The 15753-nt window shown below is 62.8% G+C and carries 12 protein-coding genes and 1 pseudogene; 2 read left to right on the forward strand and 11 right to left on the reverse strand.

From position 1 onward, the window contains the following. The first annotated feature begins 214 nt into the window (after positions 1-214). Positions 215-499 (forward strand): HPr family phosphocarrier protein, encoded by a 285-nt coding sequence (locus ACFMO7_RS05730; RefSeq protein ID WP_376794555.1) that lies wholly within the window; start codon positions 215-217, stop codon positions 497-499. A gap of 176 nt (positions 500-675) precedes the next feature. Here ACFMO7_RS05730 and ACFMO7_RS05735 read toward each other — a convergent pair whose 3' ends face one another. The 3 genes from ACFMO7_RS05735 to ACFMO7_RS05745 form a co-directional block, all read right to left on the reverse strand. Next, positions 676-1683: a sugar-binding transcriptional regulator gene (locus ACFMO7_RS05735; protein WP_376794556.1), complete on the reverse strand. Its 1008-nt coding sequence runs from the start codon at positions 1681-1683 to the stop codon at positions 676-678. A 194-nt stretch (positions 1684-1877) separates the two neighbouring features. Next, positions 1878-2897 carry a methyltransferase domain-containing protein gene (locus ACFMO7_RS05740; RefSeq protein ID WP_376794557.1) on the reverse strand — a complete coding sequence of 340 codons (1020 nt, stop codon included), beginning with the start codon at positions 2895-2897 and terminating at the stop codon, positions 1878-1880. Between the two features lie 524 nt (positions 2898-3421). Then, positions 3422-4960: a long-chain fatty acid--CoA ligase gene (locus ACFMO7_RS05745; protein WP_376794558.1), complete on the reverse strand. Its 1539-nt coding sequence runs from the start codon at positions 4958-4960 to the stop codon at positions 3422-3424. A 383-nt stretch (positions 4961-5343) separates the two neighbouring features. On the opposite strand from ACFMO7_RS05745, the gene ACFMO7_RS05750 reads away from it, so the two are divergent. Beyond that, positions 5344-6180: a TetR/AcrR family transcriptional regulator gene (locus tag ACFMO7_RS05750; RefSeq protein ID WP_376794559.1), complete on the forward strand. Its 837-nt coding sequence runs from the start codon at positions 5344-5346 to the stop codon at positions 6178-6180. Between the two features lie 73 nt (positions 6181-6253). Here ACFMO7_RS05750 and ACFMO7_RS05755 read toward each other — a convergent pair whose 3' ends face one another. From ACFMO7_RS05755 to ACFMO7_RS05790, 8 genes and pseudogenes are all read right to left on the reverse strand, one after another. Continuing rightward, positions 6254-7024: a 3-hydroxybutyrate dehydrogenase gene (locus ACFMO7_RS05755; RefSeq protein ID WP_376794560.1), complete on the reverse strand. Its 771-nt coding sequence runs from the start codon at positions 7022-7024 to the stop codon at positions 6254-6256. Between the two features lie 7 nt (positions 7025-7031). Continuing rightward, positions 7032-7832 (reverse strand): ABC transporter ATP-binding protein, encoded by an 801-nt coding sequence (locus ACFMO7_RS05760; protein ID WP_376794561.1) that lies wholly within the window; start codon positions 7830-7832, stop codon positions 7032-7034. Further along, positions 7819-8679, reverse strand: a complete 861-nt coding sequence (locus ACFMO7_RS05765; protein ID WP_376794562.1) for an ABC transporter ATP-binding protein — start codon at positions 8677-8679, stop codon at positions 7819-7821. Before ACFMO7_RS05765 ends, ACFMO7_RS05760 begins: the two co-directional genes overlap by 14 nt. Further along, positions 8676-9671: a branched-chain amino acid ABC transporter permease gene (locus ACFMO7_RS05770; protein ID WP_376794563.1), complete on the reverse strand. Its 996-nt coding sequence runs from the start codon at positions 9669-9671 to the stop codon at positions 8676-8678. Before ACFMO7_RS05770 ends, ACFMO7_RS05765 begins: the two co-directional genes overlap by 4 nt. Positions 9672-9867: 196 nt before the next feature. Next, a complete protein-coding gene (locus ACFMO7_RS05775; RefSeq protein WP_376794564.1) occupies positions 9868-10785 on the reverse strand; it encodes a branched-chain amino acid ABC transporter permease in 918 nt (305 codons plus the stop codon). Between the two features lie 262 nt (positions 10786-11047). Next, entirely contained in the window at positions 11048-12022 is a 975-nt protein-coding gene (locus ACFMO7_RS05780) for an ABC transporter substrate-binding protein (RefSeq protein ID WP_376794565.1), read from the reverse strand. A gap of 1100 nt (positions 12023-13122) precedes the next feature. Then, positions 13123-14124: pseudogene (locus ACFMO7_RS05785) on the reverse strand (recombinase family protein); the annotation flags it as partial. A 291-nt stretch (positions 14125-14415) separates the two neighbouring features. After that, on the reverse strand, positions 14416-14580 hold the full coding sequence (locus ACFMO7_RS05790; protein WP_376794566.1) for a hypothetical protein: 165 nt from the start codon (positions 14578-14580) through the stop codon (positions 14416-14418). Positions 14581-15753: the final 1173 nt, after the last annotated feature.

Below are 15753 nucleotides of genomic sequence, written 5' to 3' on the forward strand. Positions count from 1 at the left end.
GGAGGAGGGAGGGGGAGGTTTCTTCCTCCCTCCCCTGCGCTTTCTCCGTCCGGCTACCGTCACAGGTCCAGGCCGGCGCCGCCCGCGCTGGACCTCACGCGGCCCTGGCCAGCCTGGCAGGCGTCCAGGCCAGAGAGGCGACAGACAGCCAGAGAGATGGTACACTGTTCTCTGGAGAAAGACTGCTCCACCACCGACAGAAGGAGACAGGTGAATGCAGCAAGCCAAAACCATTGTGCGCAATGAGGTCGGCCTGCATGCCCGCCCAGCGGCGCAATTCGTCAGGTTGGCCAATCAGTTCAAGAGCAAGATCACCATTAGCAGCAAGGGCAAGAGCGTTAACGCCAAGAGCCTGGTGCTGATCTTGACGCTGGCCGTGGGGAAGAATACGGAAGTGGAAATTACCGCGGAGGGCGAGGATGAACAGCAGGCAGTCGCCGCCCTGGTTGATCTGATCGAGCGCGACTTCGCCGAGGAGGCCGTTCCTCCCTCTGCCTGACCAGGCGAGGTGCTCTATGCCCTGCGGCAGAGAGCGGGAGAGACGAGCGGCGAGCCGGAGCCAACGGCAGACGGCGCCCCGCCGCGCTCCGTCCCCCCTCCCTGCCGTGCTTTCCCCTCCCTCTATCGAGCCGGGCTGTCCGCCGCCCTCTTTGCCGAGCGAGATCGGGCGGGCTGCTAGCCGGGGAGCTGAGCCAGCTCCTGACTGGAAGCAAGCTGTAACAAGGCCCGCGCGCCCGGCTCGTCGGTGATGAGCACCTTGACCACACCGGTGCGCAGCGCTCCCAGCATGGCCTCCTGCTTGGCCGCGCCTGCCGCCACGGCGATCACTAGCGGCACTCTGCGCAAGGTCTCAAACGAGACGGTGACGGTGCGACAGAGCAGCTCCTGAGCGCAGAGGCGGCCCTCGATGTCAAAGTAGCAGCCACAGATATCGCCAACAGCCCCCTGGCTGCGAATGACCTGCAGCTCTGCCTCATCCAGATAGCCGGCGCGAAAGAGACCAGAAGCCTCCGGGCGTGCACCACCGATACCCACCAGCGCCATGTCCATCTGCTCCATCATCTGGAAAGAGCGACGCAGGCTACGCTCTTTGAGCAGCCCTTCACGGACGGTGGCATCGGCTACCAGCAGGGGGGCATGCAGATAGTAGCAACGCCCACCGTAGGCATCGGCCAGCCGACGCGCGATCTCCGGCCCGTCGATGTCGGGCCGCGTGGAGGTATCAACGCTGCCCATGAGCTGGATCACATTGAGCGGCAACCGCCGCCGCGGACGCAGCGCTTTGAGCAGCTCCAGCATCGAGGTCCCCCAGGAAATGCCGACCGTGCGAATGGGCCGCTTCCCCTCCGCGTGCGATTCCTGAATGCGCCGATCAACGTAGCGCGCCGCCAGCGCCCCAACGCGGTCCAGGGCTACCCCCTCCGCCTCCGCCGCCTGCAGCACCTGGGCATCCTGCAGACCAAAGCGCGCCATCAGCTCCTCCTGCAGGGCCGGTGAGGTGCGCAGTACCTGATGGACGTGAATGTCGACCAGACCCAGCTCCCTTGAGCGGCTCAGCAGACGGGAAACACCGGAGCGCGAAATGCCTATCATCTTGGCAATCTGCTCCTGCGTGTAGTTCTCTTCGTAATAGAGGCTGGCCACCTCGGTCAGGAGATAAATGTCATCGCTTTCCTGAGTCATACTGTTGTGCCCTTTCCCTGAGCAACAGAGATCGTTCGCACGCCCGTTTCGGCACAAACGCCGATCTTTGCACCAACGTGCAACCTTGAGAGGTATTGTAAAAGGCAGGCGCTCTCCTTGTCAACTGCGTCAGCCCCCGCCACCTGAGCCAGGCTCATCAGCACGTCCGTCCCGCTTGGCCCTATACGCTCCTCTCACCGTTCGACTACCAACAAGCCACCAGCGCACTCTTCACACCAATAGCGCCCACCTCTCTCGCCCAGCCCCCAGCGCTCCAGGCAGCGTCGTCCCAGCTCCTCCAGGTGGGCCGGCGTGAAGACCCGCTGGTGACCGTAGACAGGCTCGGGCTGTTCCTCATAGGGAACGGCCACGATCAGCCGCCGCCTGGTCGCCGCGAGCAGGTGCTCGAGGACGCGCTCGCCTTCCGCTGGGCCGAAATGTTCCAGCACGTGCAGCGCGACAACTGTGTCGAACTGGCCCAGGGCGGCCATCTCCCGAGCCTCCAGCAGATCAGCTTGCACATAGCGGACCTGGGACCAGCCCCGCTCTCGGGCCAGTTGCTGAGCAGTGAGAAAGACATCGGGCCGCAGGTCGAGACCAACGATCGCCTTCAGCCGGGGACAGTGCTCTGCCAGCAGAAGGGGAAGGAAACCAGAGGAGCACCCGGCGTCCAGCAGGGTGCCGTCGGCCGTGGCTGGCTCTTGACAGACTAGCGCGCAGACGCGACGGTAGAGGCTGGCGAAGACGGTCACCGGCCTTTGAGCTTGAAAGGACGACGCAGGCGGAACGCTCACCTGCCGGTTCAGAAGCTGGCGATAGCGCTGAAGGGTGTTCTCAGCGTAGCGACGCCAGGCCGCCACGGGGTCAGTGGGAGCGAAGGAGCCGACGACGCCGGCGAAGAGGCGCGCCAGGTCGTCGGGGGTAGCGAGCAGGCCAGGTGCACGCAGCTCCTCCAGAAAGCAGGCTCCAAGATCGGCATCGAGTTCCTGGGGCCGCAGAAAATGCACCAGAAGGCGCCGTGGCTCTTCTTGACGTTCGGCCACAAGGAAATGGGCCGTCGAGTGAAGGCTGTAGCCACCTTCTCGCAGACGCCGAGAGAGGGCCTCGCGTTGCGCCCGATGCCCATCGATGACAATCAGGTCGTCGACGCGCAAGGCCCGCTCGCGGATCGGCACGCGGCGCCGCTGGTCTCCGGCCTGTACTTGCTCGCTCACGTCTCTCTCCTTCTCTAGCGAAAAACCAGCTTCCTTGCTATTATAGCACTGCCTTGCCCATTTCTCTGGCGAAGTCCCCTTCTCCCTGACCTTCCCTGTCCAGCAGCGCCGTGCAGACCCCGATCATGCAGAGCGATCAGGAATTGCCTCGCGTCGAACAGGTTCAACGGCGCACCTTCATCGCTCTGCTCCTCGACAGAGAGAGCACTTGACTTCCTTTGGGCTGCCAGGGGGGACCCCATCCGAAGCCGATGGCGCTGCTCCCGGCGCCGGAAGGAGGATGGTCGAGCGGCCAGGCGCACACGCTCACCCTCTCACCTGAGAGGAGAAGGAGAACTCAGCTCAGACGTTGAGCAAGCAGGACGCTGAGAGGGCAGCCCTGTTGCTGTGAAGCCAGGAGAAGATTGAGCACCTCGTCAGGCCAGGCTCACCCTTCCTTCTGGCTACCAGCTCAGCAGATAGCTGGCGTATGGGGCCAGGGCAGGAGCCAGCCCCCTGGCGTGCTGTCAGGCTGGCCCGCGCCGTTAGGGAGTCCGCTCCTGCACATAGCGCGCCCGCAGCTCAGCCTTGAGAACCTTGCCCATAACATTGCGCGGCAGGGCCTCGGTCAGAACGATCTCTTTGGGAATCTTATAGCGAGCCAGGCGTTCGCCACAGAAGGCCAGCAGCTCTTCGGGACGCAGGCTACCGGGGGTCCGCGGCACGACGACCGCCAGACCGACCTCGCCCCAGCGCGGATCCGGTTTGCCGATCACTGCCGCCTCGGCCACACCCGGGTGAGAGAGCAAGACCGCCTCTACCTCGGCGGGATAGACGTTCTCGCCCCCAGAGATAAAGAGGTCCTTCTTGCGCCCAACGATATAGTAGTAGCCCTCCTCGTCGCAACGAGCCAGGTCGCCAGTGTGCCACCAGCCACCGCGCCAGGCTTCCGCCGTCTCCTCCGGACGGCGCCAGTAGCCCGAGCAGACATGCGGACCCGCCAGAACCAGCTCGCCCACCTCGCCCGGGGCCACATCCCCATCGTTCTCGTCGACGATGCGTGCCCGCGAATGGAAAACCGGGCGCCCCACAGAGCCAGCCTTGCGCAGGGCATCTTCGGGGGCCAGGCTGAAACAGTTGACCCCAACCTCGGTCAGGCCGTACCCCTGGCGTAGCAAGATTCCACGTTCGCCGTAGCCACGGATCACAGGCAAGGGACAGGAGGAACCACCCGTCACACAGAAGCGCAGCGACGACAGGTCCGTCCTGGCAAAGGCCGGGTGCTCTAGCATGAACTGGAAGACCGTCGGCACGGCGAACACTACCGTGCAGCGCTCCGCCTCAATCGTGTGCAGGATCAGCGCCGGATCAGAGGAGCGCAGCAAGACCACTGTACCACCGCAGTGGTAGAGGGGAGTCGTCAAGACGTTGAGGCCGCCAGCGTGGAAGAAGGGAGCAAAGGTCGGCGTAATATCGTCGTCGCGCAGCCCCCAACTGATTTGCGTGTTAATGGCGTTCCAGGTGAGCATACGATGCGAGAGCAAAGCCCCCTTGGGCACGCCGGTGGTACCGGAGGTATAGAGAATGAGCAGCGGCTCCTCGCCGTCGGCAGTGCGCCAGGGGCGGAGCCGCCCGGCCAGCTCCCGATCGTCGCCCGGAAAGGTCTCAAAGGAAAGCAGCGGCGGCCCCGCCTTGGAGGCCGCTAGCGCCTGGTGCAGCTCGCGCGCCCGCTGCCCATGCGCCTCATCGTGCAAGAGCAAGCACGGCTCACAGTCGCGCAGGATGGTCAGCAGCTCATAGGCCGTCAGGCGCCAATTGAGCGGTACCAGGATGGCCCCCAGCCAGGCCACGGCAAAAAGGGCATCCAGATACTCAGGGGCATTGTAGGCCAGAACAGCTACCCGCTCGCCCGGGCCAACCCCATAGCTCTCGCTCAGCAAAGTCGCAAGCGCCCGCGCTCGCACGTTCAGCTGACGATAGCTCAGCCGCGCCCCACTCTCGACATCGATGAGTCCCATCTTTTCGGGCGTGAGCTGCGCGCGGCGCTCCAGCCATTCGCCCAGCCCCAGAAAGGTCTTTTCCATCTCGTCTCGTACCTCCCTGCTGCAGTTCCTCAACGCTGAGGAGGCGCTCGCCACCCGCCAGGTCCGGCGCCAGTCTGCCCGCCCCAACAGGTGGGAGCGAGCGCTCAGCTATACAGGCTCTTTGCCGATATGTTAGAATATGATATATGACTCATATCTCATCTAGACCTAACTGTACCCGAGGTGGCTCCCAAAATCAAGCGAGTCACCTGGCCAGCGATCCCCGTTCTCTCACCTCTCTGGCTACCCACAGCCGTAGGGCCAGGCCGCCTCAGCGCGGCGACGAGCGGAGCGTCAGGGATAAGGTGAGCCAGAGCCAGACGACAGGTAGCCAGCCACGACCAGGATTGCCAGAAGCCAGAAGAAGGAGTAGTGAACAGCCTATGAAGGATGAAGCCGAGCAGTCCAGGGTTGAGGAGCAGCGCGAGCCTGCCCCAGCCATTTCCACCAGAGAAGGGCCAGCGCGCCAGGGCAAAGAGAGCGCCGGCGGTCTCTCGCGCGGCGAGATCACGCGCCAACGCATTCTAGAGGCTGCCGAAGCGGTCTTTGGCGAGCTGGGCTATTACGAGGCCAGCATCTCCGAGATCACGCGCCGCGCCGGCGTAGCCCAAGGTACCTTCTACATCTACTTCCGCACCAAGCGAGACATCTTTGTTGAGCTAGTCAAAGATCTGGGGCGGCGCCTGCGCGAATCCTCAGCATCGGCCACCGCCGGCCTGAGCAACCGCCTGGAGATCGAGCGACAAGGCTTCAAAGCCTTCTTCCGCTTCGCCGCTGCCCATCGCAGCGTCTACCGCATTGTCGAGGAGGCCGAGCGCGTCGCCCCCGAGGCGGCCCAGGAATACTACCAGAGCATCAGCCGTGGCTACGCACGCGGTCTGCGTGCGGCGATGGAGGCCGGCGAGATCCGTCGGATGGATCCTGAGGCCCTGGCCTACGCTCTGATGGGGATCGGCCACTTCCTGGCCCTGCGCTGGATCATCTGGCCCCAGGCAGCCAGCTCGCCAGATGAGGCCGTTGCGCAAGAGGGGGAACCATCATCTGGGGAGCAGATCCTCCCTCCCCACGTTTTCGCGACCCTGATGGATTTCATCGCCCACGGCCTGGCACCAACCCCAGGACTTCCCTCCGTCCCGTCGGCTGAGCCAGGAATCCAGCCCTCACCACAGCCAGAGCTGGGACCATCTCCGGCTCGGGAGTCAGAGCAGTCCCAGCCCTGAGTCTCTCGCGCCCCAGCACCCTGCCTGTCTGCCTGCAGCTCATTCCTCCCCGCTCTGCTCTGCCCTGACGGCTCTACTGAGCCGTCCAGCCGCAGTCGATGACCTGGGCGCTGCCCGTAATGCCCGCCGCTGCCTCGCTGCAGAGATAGCTCACGAGCTGGGCCACCTCCTCCGGCTCCAGCAGGCGACGGATCGCGCTACGGGCCGTCATGACCTCCGCCACTACCCGCTCCTCCGGGATAGCATGCTGACGAGCCAGAGCGGGGATCTGGCCCTCCACGAGCGGCGTGCGCACATAGGAAGGGCAGACGGCGTTGCAGGTAACGCCGTGGGGTGCACCCTCCAGGGCAGTGACGCGCGTCAAACCAAGCAAGCCGTGCTTGGCACTGACATAGGCCGCCTTCAGAGCCGAGGCCCGCAGGGCGTGTACCGAGGCGATATTGACAATGCGCCCCCAACCGCGTTCGTACATGCCGGGCAGCACGGCCCGCGTCAGCAGAAAGGGGGCCGTCAGCATCAGATCGATCATCTGACGCCACTTCTCGACTGGGAAGTGCTCCAGAGGCGCCACATGCTGGAAGCCAGCATTGTTGACCAGAATATCGATACGTCCCTCGGCGGCCAGTGTCTCCGCGACCAGGCGCTCGATCTCGGCCTCGCGCGTCAGATCTGCCGCCGCGAAACGCGCCCCCGGCAGCTCCGCCGCTACCTTCTGGCCGCGCTCCACATTCACATCGCACAGCGTCACCCGCGCGCCGTGCCCGGCCAGGTCACGCGCGATGGCCAGGCCGATGCCCGAGGCGGCGCCTGTGACCAGCGCCACTTTGCCAGCCAGATCTTGCATCAGTGCTTTACTCCTCTCCAGCTTCGTTGTGAGTTCCTTCATACACCAGGGGGGCCTTTCCCGTGCTCGTGCTCTCCTCCCCAGGCTCTTCAAGAGCCGCCTCGCCACCCAGATAGAGCCGCTGGATGGCGGGACTGGCCGCCAGCTCCTCTGGCCGGCCTCGCAGGACGACGCTGCCGCTCCGCAGGACGTAGGCCAGTCCCGCTACCTTGAGGGCCTTGCGTGCATTCTGCTCAACGAGCAGGATGGTCAGCCCCTCCTCGCGGTTGAGCTGAACCAGCACTTGCAGCACGCTCTCGACAATGGCCGGCGCCAGGCCCTGCGATAGCTCGTCGATGAGCAGCAGGCGGGGCCGGGCCATCAAGGCCCGCCCAATGGCCAGCATCTGGCCCTCGCCTCCGCTCAGGCTGGCCGCCGGCAGAGCCAGCCGCTCCTTCAGGCGCGGAAAGCAGGTCAGGACGCGCTCGATGTCGGCCTCGATGGCCGCCCGCCCGCGGCGCGTGAAAGCCCCCATCAGAAGATTCTCGCGCACGCTTAACGAGGAGAACAATTCCCGCCCTTCGGGAACAAGCGCCAGCCCCAGACGAACGCGCCGTTCGACGCTGGCGCGTTCCACGGGTTGCCCGGCAAAGTTGATGCTGCCAGCACGGGCCGGAAGCAGGCCCATAATGGCGCGCAACAGGGTAGTTTTGCCGGCCCCATTGGCCCCAAGGAGCGCCACCAGACCGCCCTCCGGCACCTCCAGCGAGACGCCATGCAGGATCTCCAGAGGACCGTAGCCGGTCCGCAGGTCCTCAACGCGCAGCATGATCGTTCACCTCCCGCTTCGACAGCCCCTCGCCCTCCTCTTCACGTCCAAGATAGGCCTCGAGCACGGCCGGCGCGCTCAGCACGGCTGCCGGCTCCCCCTCGGCCAGCTTGCGCCCAGAGTTGAGGACGCAGACACGCTGCGCCACCGCCTGGACAAAGTACATGTTATGCTCGATCAGCAGGAGGGTCAGGCCCAGCTCGCTATTCCAACGCCGAAGCTGATCAGCCAGGGCCGCTACCTCGCGCAGCGGCACGCCGGCTGCAGGCTCGTCCAGCAGGAGCAGGCGTGGCTCACCGGCCAAGGCCCGCGCTACCCCCACCAGCTTCTGTAGGCCCGCCGGCAACGATCCCACCAGACGCCCGGCATATGGCTCCAGCCCCAGCCAGGCCAGGATCTCCCGCGCCCGTCGACGCGCCGCCGCGTCCTCGCTCTTGGCCGGTCCCCAGGGTAGCAGTCCCTCAAAGAGGCCGGCGCGCAAATGAGCATGGCGCCCAATGAGCAGGTTCTCTAGCACGGTCATCGAGGCGAAAAGCTGCCCGTTCTGAAAGGTCCGTCCGAGGCCCAGGGCCGCCCGCTGATGGGGGCCCAGGGCCAGCAGGTCCCGACCAGCAAAGCGGATGCTGCCAGCCGTGGGACGCACAAAGCCGCTGATGCAGTTGAGAACCGTGGTCTTGCCAGCTCCGTTGGGGCCAACCAGGACGAGGATCTCCCCCTCTTCAACCCGCAGATCGAGATCAGCCACCGCTACCAGACCACCAAATCGCACCGTCAGTCCGCTCACCTCAAGCAGCCCTTCCCTCCGTGCTGCTTCCGCCGACCGCGCAAGCGCTAACTGATGACTCACGATATCCCTCCCTCCGTTCCTGCACTCTCCGCCGGCTGGCCAGGCCGAACAAACATGGCGCTCAGGCCACCGGGGAAGAAGATTAAGGCCAGCAGCAAGAGCAGGCCGTACAGCCCAGTGGTCAGGATGGCAATCGGCACTTGCACCGGCCCCACGATCAGAGGATCGGGCAGCTCGCCCAGCAAGAGCGGCAAGAGGCCCACGAAGAGCGCGCCGAGCAGCGAACCGAGCAGCGAGCCGGGACCGCCGACCACGATCATCGTCAGGAAAGCAATGGTCTGGTCAATGCTCGACATGTTGGCCGTAGCGGTCGTGCCCCAGGTGGCGTAGAGCACGCCGGCCAGGCCCGTCAGGACAGCGCTGACGACAAAGGCCAGCAGCTTGTAGCGCGTCAGAGCGATCCCGCAGGCCGCTGCAGCCACCTCGCTATCGCGCAGGGCCTTCCAGGCTCGCCCCACGCGCGAATGCAACAAATGAAAGGCGCAGAGGAAGATCAGGGCCACCAGGGCGAGCACCAGATAGTAGAGGCTGCGATCGTCAGTCAGCACAGAGGGCAGGGCCGTTAGCTCGTAACTCTGGCGTCCCGCGCTGGTATCCCACAGATTGAGCAGGGAGCCGGTCAGCACGACCAGGCCGAGGGTGGCGATAGCCAGATGGGCCCCGGAGACGCTCAGAGCAGGACCACCGACAAGCAGGCCCAGCAGAGCACAGGCCAGCAGGGCCACAAGAACAGCCAGCCAGTAAGGCTGCTGCAGGTCGCCGCTCAGCCAGGCCAGCAAGTAGGCGCTGACTCCGAAAAAGGCAGCGTTCCCCAGCGAGGGCTGGGCCGCATAGCCTGTGAGCAGGTTCTGTGCCAGGGCAGCGATGGCGAGAATGGCAATCAGGGTGACGCGGTGAAGCTGGAAGTCGGCCCCGTCGCCAAAGAGCAGATCGAAGAGGGAGGGTACGAGGATCAGGCCCAGCAGGAGGGCCGCCAGCGCCAGCCAACGCACCCAGGTGGGAGCCGCCCATATCCCACCCTGGCCTCCCCAGAGGCCTTTCCATCCTGGAGCCTCCTGGCGCCCTGTCTCCTTCTCCTCTCCCCATATGGGGTCACGGCTCCCAGGGCCGGAGGCAGAGACCGCAGATCGGCGGCTCCCAAGAGATGAAACCTTTCTATTCATGGCAAACCACCTCCGCCAGCTTGCCCTAGACACGCCGCAGCGCCGCCTCGCCGAAGAGGCCACGGGGACGCAATAGGAGCAAGAGGATAAAGCCGGCAAAAATCAGGGCCTGGCGGATGCCCGGATTGCCCAGGTCCAGGGCGCCAAGGCTGCGACCAGCCAGCAGGAGAGCCAGCAGGTTATCGGCCAGCCCAACCAGCAACCCCCCAAGGACCGCCCCCTCGAGGCGCTCGAGTCCTCCCAGCACTGCCCCGATAAAGGCCAGCAAGAGCACCGGATCCATGAACTGGACATCGATCACCGTCTGGCGCGTGGCGATCAGGATCCCCGCGATGGCTGCCAACAGGCTGGTCAACATCCAGACCAGCAGAAAGACCAGGCCCACCGGAATACCCATCAGCCGCGCCGCCTCAAGGCCGTCGGCGGTGGCCCGCAGGGCCATACCGAGGCGCGTGCGCTGCAGAAAGAGCTGAAGCAGAAAAAGAAGCGCCAGAGTCGTTATCAGGATCAGACCATCGGTCAGCGAGAGATAGAGGCCGCCCAGGCGCAGGGCATGGCCTTCGAAAGGCGTTGGGAAGTGAACCGGTGTCGTGAGCTGGGGCCAGAGCGCCTGGATGAGCGTCTGCAGAACCAGGGCCAGGGCCAGAGTGGCAATGGCCTTGGCCAAGATGGGAGCTGCTAACAGCGGGCGCGCGAAACCACGCTCCACTACGGCCCCCAACCCAAGAGCAAACAGCAGGCTCAGTAGCAGGGCAGGCCAGAAGGGGAGCCGTGGCCCCGTGAGCAGAACGTAGAGAAAACAGGTCGTGGTGGCCGCCAGGGCGCCGTAGGCAAAGTTGAGCACGCCCGTCGTGCGATAGATCAGAACGATGCCCAGCGCCAGTAGCCCGTAGAGGCTGCCGGTAATCAGCCCAGACAGCAGGACCTGCAGCAGTGCAAGCACAAGGGTGCCTCCTCTCTGGCAGCACAGCAAGATATGACAGGACAAGGCCGATAAAGCCAAACAAGCGGCAAGACAGCAGGACGCAGAGGCCGCCGGCCCTCTCTCTGCTGCCCTCCGCCTCAGTCAGGCCAGACAAGGAAGGCAGGCCGGAGGAGACCGCCAGCGGCAGCGGCGCCGGCTGTCGCCCAGGCAGGGCTGCCCCCAGGCGGCCAGCCCGAGTCAGCCCTGCCTGTCAGATCAGGTCGGGTCAGAACCGTGGCGTCTAGGACCAGACAGCACTGGCCTTGATGAAAGAGCTGACGGGCGTGAGCTGCCCCTGCTTAATCTGGAAGAACATGAAGTCGCTGACGCCTCCGTGCCGCTCCGGCGTCCAGGTCAGCGTCGGCCCGAAGCCCGTATCATAGTTGACAAAATCATGATCGAGGGCAGCGCGCAGGCTGGCGCGGGTCGGATTGCTGCCGGCCTTCTGCAGGGCATCAACCATGATCTTGGCGTTGATGTAGCCATAGAACTTGTAGGCGCTGAAGACAGGGTCACTGCGCGTGGCCTGCAGATATTGCCGGGCGACGGGCGTATCCATGCTGGTGTAGCCGCTGACATAGATGCCTTCGCCCGCCGCGCCCAGGACCTTGGCCCAGGAGTTGTCGGCCATCGGATAGTTGGCCAGGTAACCCAGCCGCGGGCGATACCCCTGGCCGGCGGCAGTGGCGACAAAGCGCGCCGTAGGACCAGGCAGGCCGTTGAGGACGATCAGATCGGGAGCGGCAGCTTTGAGGGTCTGGAAGGCCGCCGAGAAGTCGGTCTGGGTGGCGTTGTAGCCGACGGAGACGACAAGCTTGCTGCCGTATTTCTGCAGGGCCTCGCTCAGAGTGGTCTTCTGCTGTAGCCCCAGCACGTCGTCTTCGTAGAGCAGGCCGACGCTGCGCGCTTTCAGGGCGGTGGCGGCGTAATAGCCGATGACGTGCCCTTCGTCACCATAGTTGGGCTGCGTCATCCAGACCCAGGGCAGAGCCTTGCCGCTTTGATCGGTGTACTTGGAGCCGCCTCCGATAGGATCAATAAAAGGAATGCCGCGCGGGACGGTGTAGCTCTCGGCTACGTTGGCGTTGCCGGAGCCGCAGACCTGGAAGATGGCAAAGACGTGATCCTGCTCGACAAGCTGGCGCACGGCGTCGCGCGTGCGGGTGGAGTCGCCATTGTCGCTGACCTGGATAAATTTGATCTTGCGCCCATGCACTCCCCCCGCAGCGTTGATCTGATTAAAATAGAGCTGGTCCCCTTGTGCGTCCAGGGTGTCTGCTTGATAATTTTTGAGTTATAGGACTGCTCAAAGAAATCTGATAACGAGAGTCCTCTACTTCTGAGAAACTCTCTGTCTTCGTAGCAAAGCCCTTTGCCATCGACTTCCTCTGGGTCTGGGCTTTCGTTCGTCCGGCGGTTTCTCTTGATGCCTCTCAGTGAGGCGATCGATCGGATCGTCTCCCATGTCCGTCGAGGCAACGCCTTGAGAATCTCCATCTTCGGGGATGATGGATACAGCTCCTGAAGAAGGGCTAGCTCCCCTTCAGTCCAATCTTTGCTCCCTCCATATCTTCGGTAGAAGATAGCTTCTTCTGCCCCCCACCAGTCATATGCCCATTCTATCGATACCTCATAGAAATGCGGGGTGAGATAATTGACTGAGAGCTGCTTGATGAGGACATTCAGCAGCGCCTTTCTCTGCTGGAAAGGCTTCAGCGGCCAAAGCTCTTTGAGCTGCTCAAGCTCTTCGAGAGTGCCAGGTGCATTGTTGGAAAGCGTCTCTCTGAGCTGAGCTATTCGTTTCTCGATTTGTTCCCTGCGGGCAAGGCATCTGGTCATGCTGGCTTCAAGTTCCCTGATCACGGCGGGAACCTGAAGATAGTGCATGTTCTCTGCAATTGCCTCTATCCTTTCATTTACTAGTGATAGTTCTCGGGTCAGAGATGATATCTGTTTTCTGATTTCTTTCTGCATCTTCTGTCTTTCCTGAACTACTTCATCGATATCTATTTCCTTCAGCCTTTCCAGAAGACGGAGAACTACAGCCCCTTCCAGAACATCTGCATCGATGCAGAATATACTTTCACACTCCAGACCAAGAGGTCGGGTTTGTACGACGTGGTAGAACCACCCTTTTGCTGCTCCTGATGCCTCTTCGAATGAGGATGGCCAGTGCCCCCATCGGACTGATCCGTCCCTAGAGCGCGGGCTGAGTAGGGGCCTCCTCCTCTCTGGAGGTGTCTTTTTCTGGCTATAGCGTTTGAGCTGTTCCCGTCCGGTAGAGGTGCCATCGGGCCGTTCATCCTGAAGATGGTCATAGGCCAGCCAGAAAAGCTCTTCCGGAACGATTGGAGGGTGATTGTTCGCAATCACGATTTCCCCGTCTGCAGCCTGGAATCTGAATGTGCCAATGTAGACATCGTTGGTGAGCAGGTAGTGCAGCGCCTTTCTCGATATGCGGTATCCATTGACGCAGGGGGTGAGCTGGAAATTGAGAATAGTCCCGCCGGGATTCGACGGAAGTTTGGGGAAAACGGCGTCCATGTCTTGTACCTCCCTGCAAAGCGCCGCGAAATCGCAGCCAAGCGTAATAAAGCGCTCATAAAGCCAGCGGACCACATGAGCGTGCGGTTCGTATGGTACTAATTTTCTATAAAGAGGACTGTTCTTATCCTTGCAGACCATATACCCTATGGGCGTGCTGCCTCCTACCCACTTTCCTTCTTTTGCCAGCATTTCTTTTCTCTTGAGCAGTGTAAGCTTGATATAATTCGAGACGTACCAGGCAGCCATCTGGACTTCGAATCTGAATAGCGTAACATGCTGCTCGTTCCAGAAATTATAAGTCATCATCTTGCTGGCAATGTGAACGAGGCAATGGTGCTCCTTGCACAGCTTGATGAAGCGGTTGGAGTCAATGCCGTCCTCATCGCGGAAGAGTCGATCTACTGCCCACGTGATCACTACGCCGATTCTCCCTTCCTCAATCCAATCGCAGATGGTTTTCAATGCCGGTCGATGGTCAATTGGCCAACGTCCAGATGCGTTTTTAATGCTTCTCTGTCCGTCTGCATCGATTGCCTCATTCTCGATGAAGAGGTAGACTCTGCCTGTCGTCCCATCATCCTGAAAACCGAGTTTCCGCGCGTAGCTCAGCATTCCTACTGTCTGGGAGATGTGTGATTGAATATTCGTCACAACCTGGTTCTTATCTGACTGCCTGGCATAGATGCAGGCATCGCGGCTCAGATCGATCTGCGGATTGTGAAGCTCCTCAAGGCGGTACTGCTGCATGGGCTGACGGGAGCGTTTCCTCATCTGGTCTCTCCTCTCAGGCTCTCGTGTTATGGGTGCTATCTGCCGGTCACTGGTCTGCGCTCGGCCTCCCTGGCTTGTCCGGCGCGACGCGGGCAGGGGTGCCAGGGAGCCAGCCGGTCAGATCCCACTCCATCATCGTCGATGGCCGCAAACAGGGAAAGTTTTTTCCGGCTTTTTCCTTTCCTGATGAATATATTCAACTACCAGGAATCAGGAGAATCATGGAGGAGGCGCCGGCGCCGCCCTGGCCGGCACCTCCCAAGCCTGTGGGCTGGCCTGGGGACCGATCCCTCAGGGAGCCGACATGCCAGGATCGGGCGGCTCCTCAGCTCCGAAGAACGCGCGCGTCTCGGCGGGGCTGGCTGAGGCCCATTCGGGAAGCGGGGGCAGCCCCACCCGGCGCAGCAGGTCCACCACCAGCGGGTCGGGAACCTCGTCCAGTACCAGCGCGGCCACAAAGCGGCCTTGCTCAGGGCCGATTGCCGGCCTTCACCAACGCCGCTGCCTTCATTCAGCCCTCCGGGGCCGGTGCACAGCAGCCACTGCTAGCAAGGGAGATGAATCATGCTCCACCTCCTTCCCCGTCCTGCGACAGGCGCCGGAGGGCCAGGATGAGGGACACCCGGGCGCTGACTGGGGCCGCTAGATCGGGTCGGAGACCCTGCGGGCTGCTCCGACAGACCAGAGGGAAGGGCACCCTGGCAACCTGGACGATGAGTGCCGGGTGGGGATCACCGGGCAGGTGCCAGGAATGGAGGGGAGGGCCGGACCGAGCCAGCAGAGCCAGAGGGCAGCCAGCAGCATGCCGCAGAGGAACCAGCCTGTCCAGCGGCGCGGACCGGACGCACAAGACAGGGCCGACCCGGCTGGTCTGCTACTGGGGCGGTCTGGCTCCGGCTGGCTCGGCGTGGCAGTGCCTGGGCCACTGGCTCCCAGGCACGCGGGTCCGACTCAGTGGGAAACACGGCGGTCCTCCTGCGGCGCTCGGGACTGGTCGGTGAACAGGCCCAGCAACCACCCGACGAGCCATCCCGCCTCGAAGGCGGGGCTGTAGCAAGAGCGGGCTAGGGTGCTGCTGATCAGACATTCCAGGAACACATCGCTGAGAGGTACCTGGCGATAGTGAAGCTGGAAGTCCAGCAGACCGGCCTGCACGGCATTAACGAATTCGGGGCGATGGATCTGGATGATGGCCGGGCCATGCTAAAATAGACACAGACCCCACCTGGCAATGAGTAGGAGAGGTCGTCCTCTCTCTGCTTTCCCAGTCCTTGCTGTGGGTCGAGGCTGCTTCCTAGCTAGCCACTGCGCACCGGAGATCATCCCTCCTGAGATAGGCACTAGACTGTTCTATTTGCAATGTACTTTCTGCATGCGCTATAATCTAGCAACAGGAACATACCTCCTCTTGCTTTTGAACGTATGCTCATTTGGATCTCCTCTCTCTCCTTGGTCTGTTTGCTTGTTGGGTGGTTCTTCGTCTGCTCACAGCCAGCGTCTGCCTGTCAGGAGCAGACGCTGGAACTGCTGGGGGTCTTGGTGGCTCTGACTGCTCACTTGGTGGCTCTGACTGCTCACTTGCCCGGCGCGGCGGGGCTAGACACAGCTCAATCAACAGGCGCGTCACCA

The organism is Thermogemmatispora sp., from assembly GCF_042408735.1.
Classification (GTDB): domain Bacteria; phylum Chloroflexota; class Ktedonobacteria; order Ktedonobacterales; family Ktedonobacteraceae; genus Thermogemmatispora.

Coding starts and splice junctions, on each gene's coding strand:
- ACFMO7_RS05730 (WP_376794555.1), top strand. CDS start 215: ATGCAGCAAGCCAAAACCATTGTGCGCAATGAGGTCGGCCTGCATGCC.
- ACFMO7_RS05735 (WP_376794556.1), bottom strand. CDS start 1,683: ATGACTCAGGAAAGCGATGACATTTATCTCCTGACCGAGGTGGCCAGC.
- ACFMO7_RS05745 (WP_376794558.1), bottom strand. CDS start 4,960: ATGGAAAAGACCTTTCTGGGGCTGGGCGAATGGCTGGAGCGCCGCGCG.
- ACFMO7_RS05750 (WP_376794559.1), top strand. CDS start 5,344: ATGAAGGATGAAGCCGAGCAGTCCAGGGTTGAGGAGCAGCGCGAGCCT.
- ACFMO7_RS05755 (WP_376794560.1), bottom strand. CDS start 7,024: ATGCAAGATCTGGCTGGCAAAGTGGCGCTGGTCACAGGCGCCGCCTCG.
- ACFMO7_RS05760 (WP_376794561.1), bottom strand. CDS start 7,832: ATGCTGCGCGTTGAGGACCTGCGGACCGGCTACGGTCCTCTGGAGATC.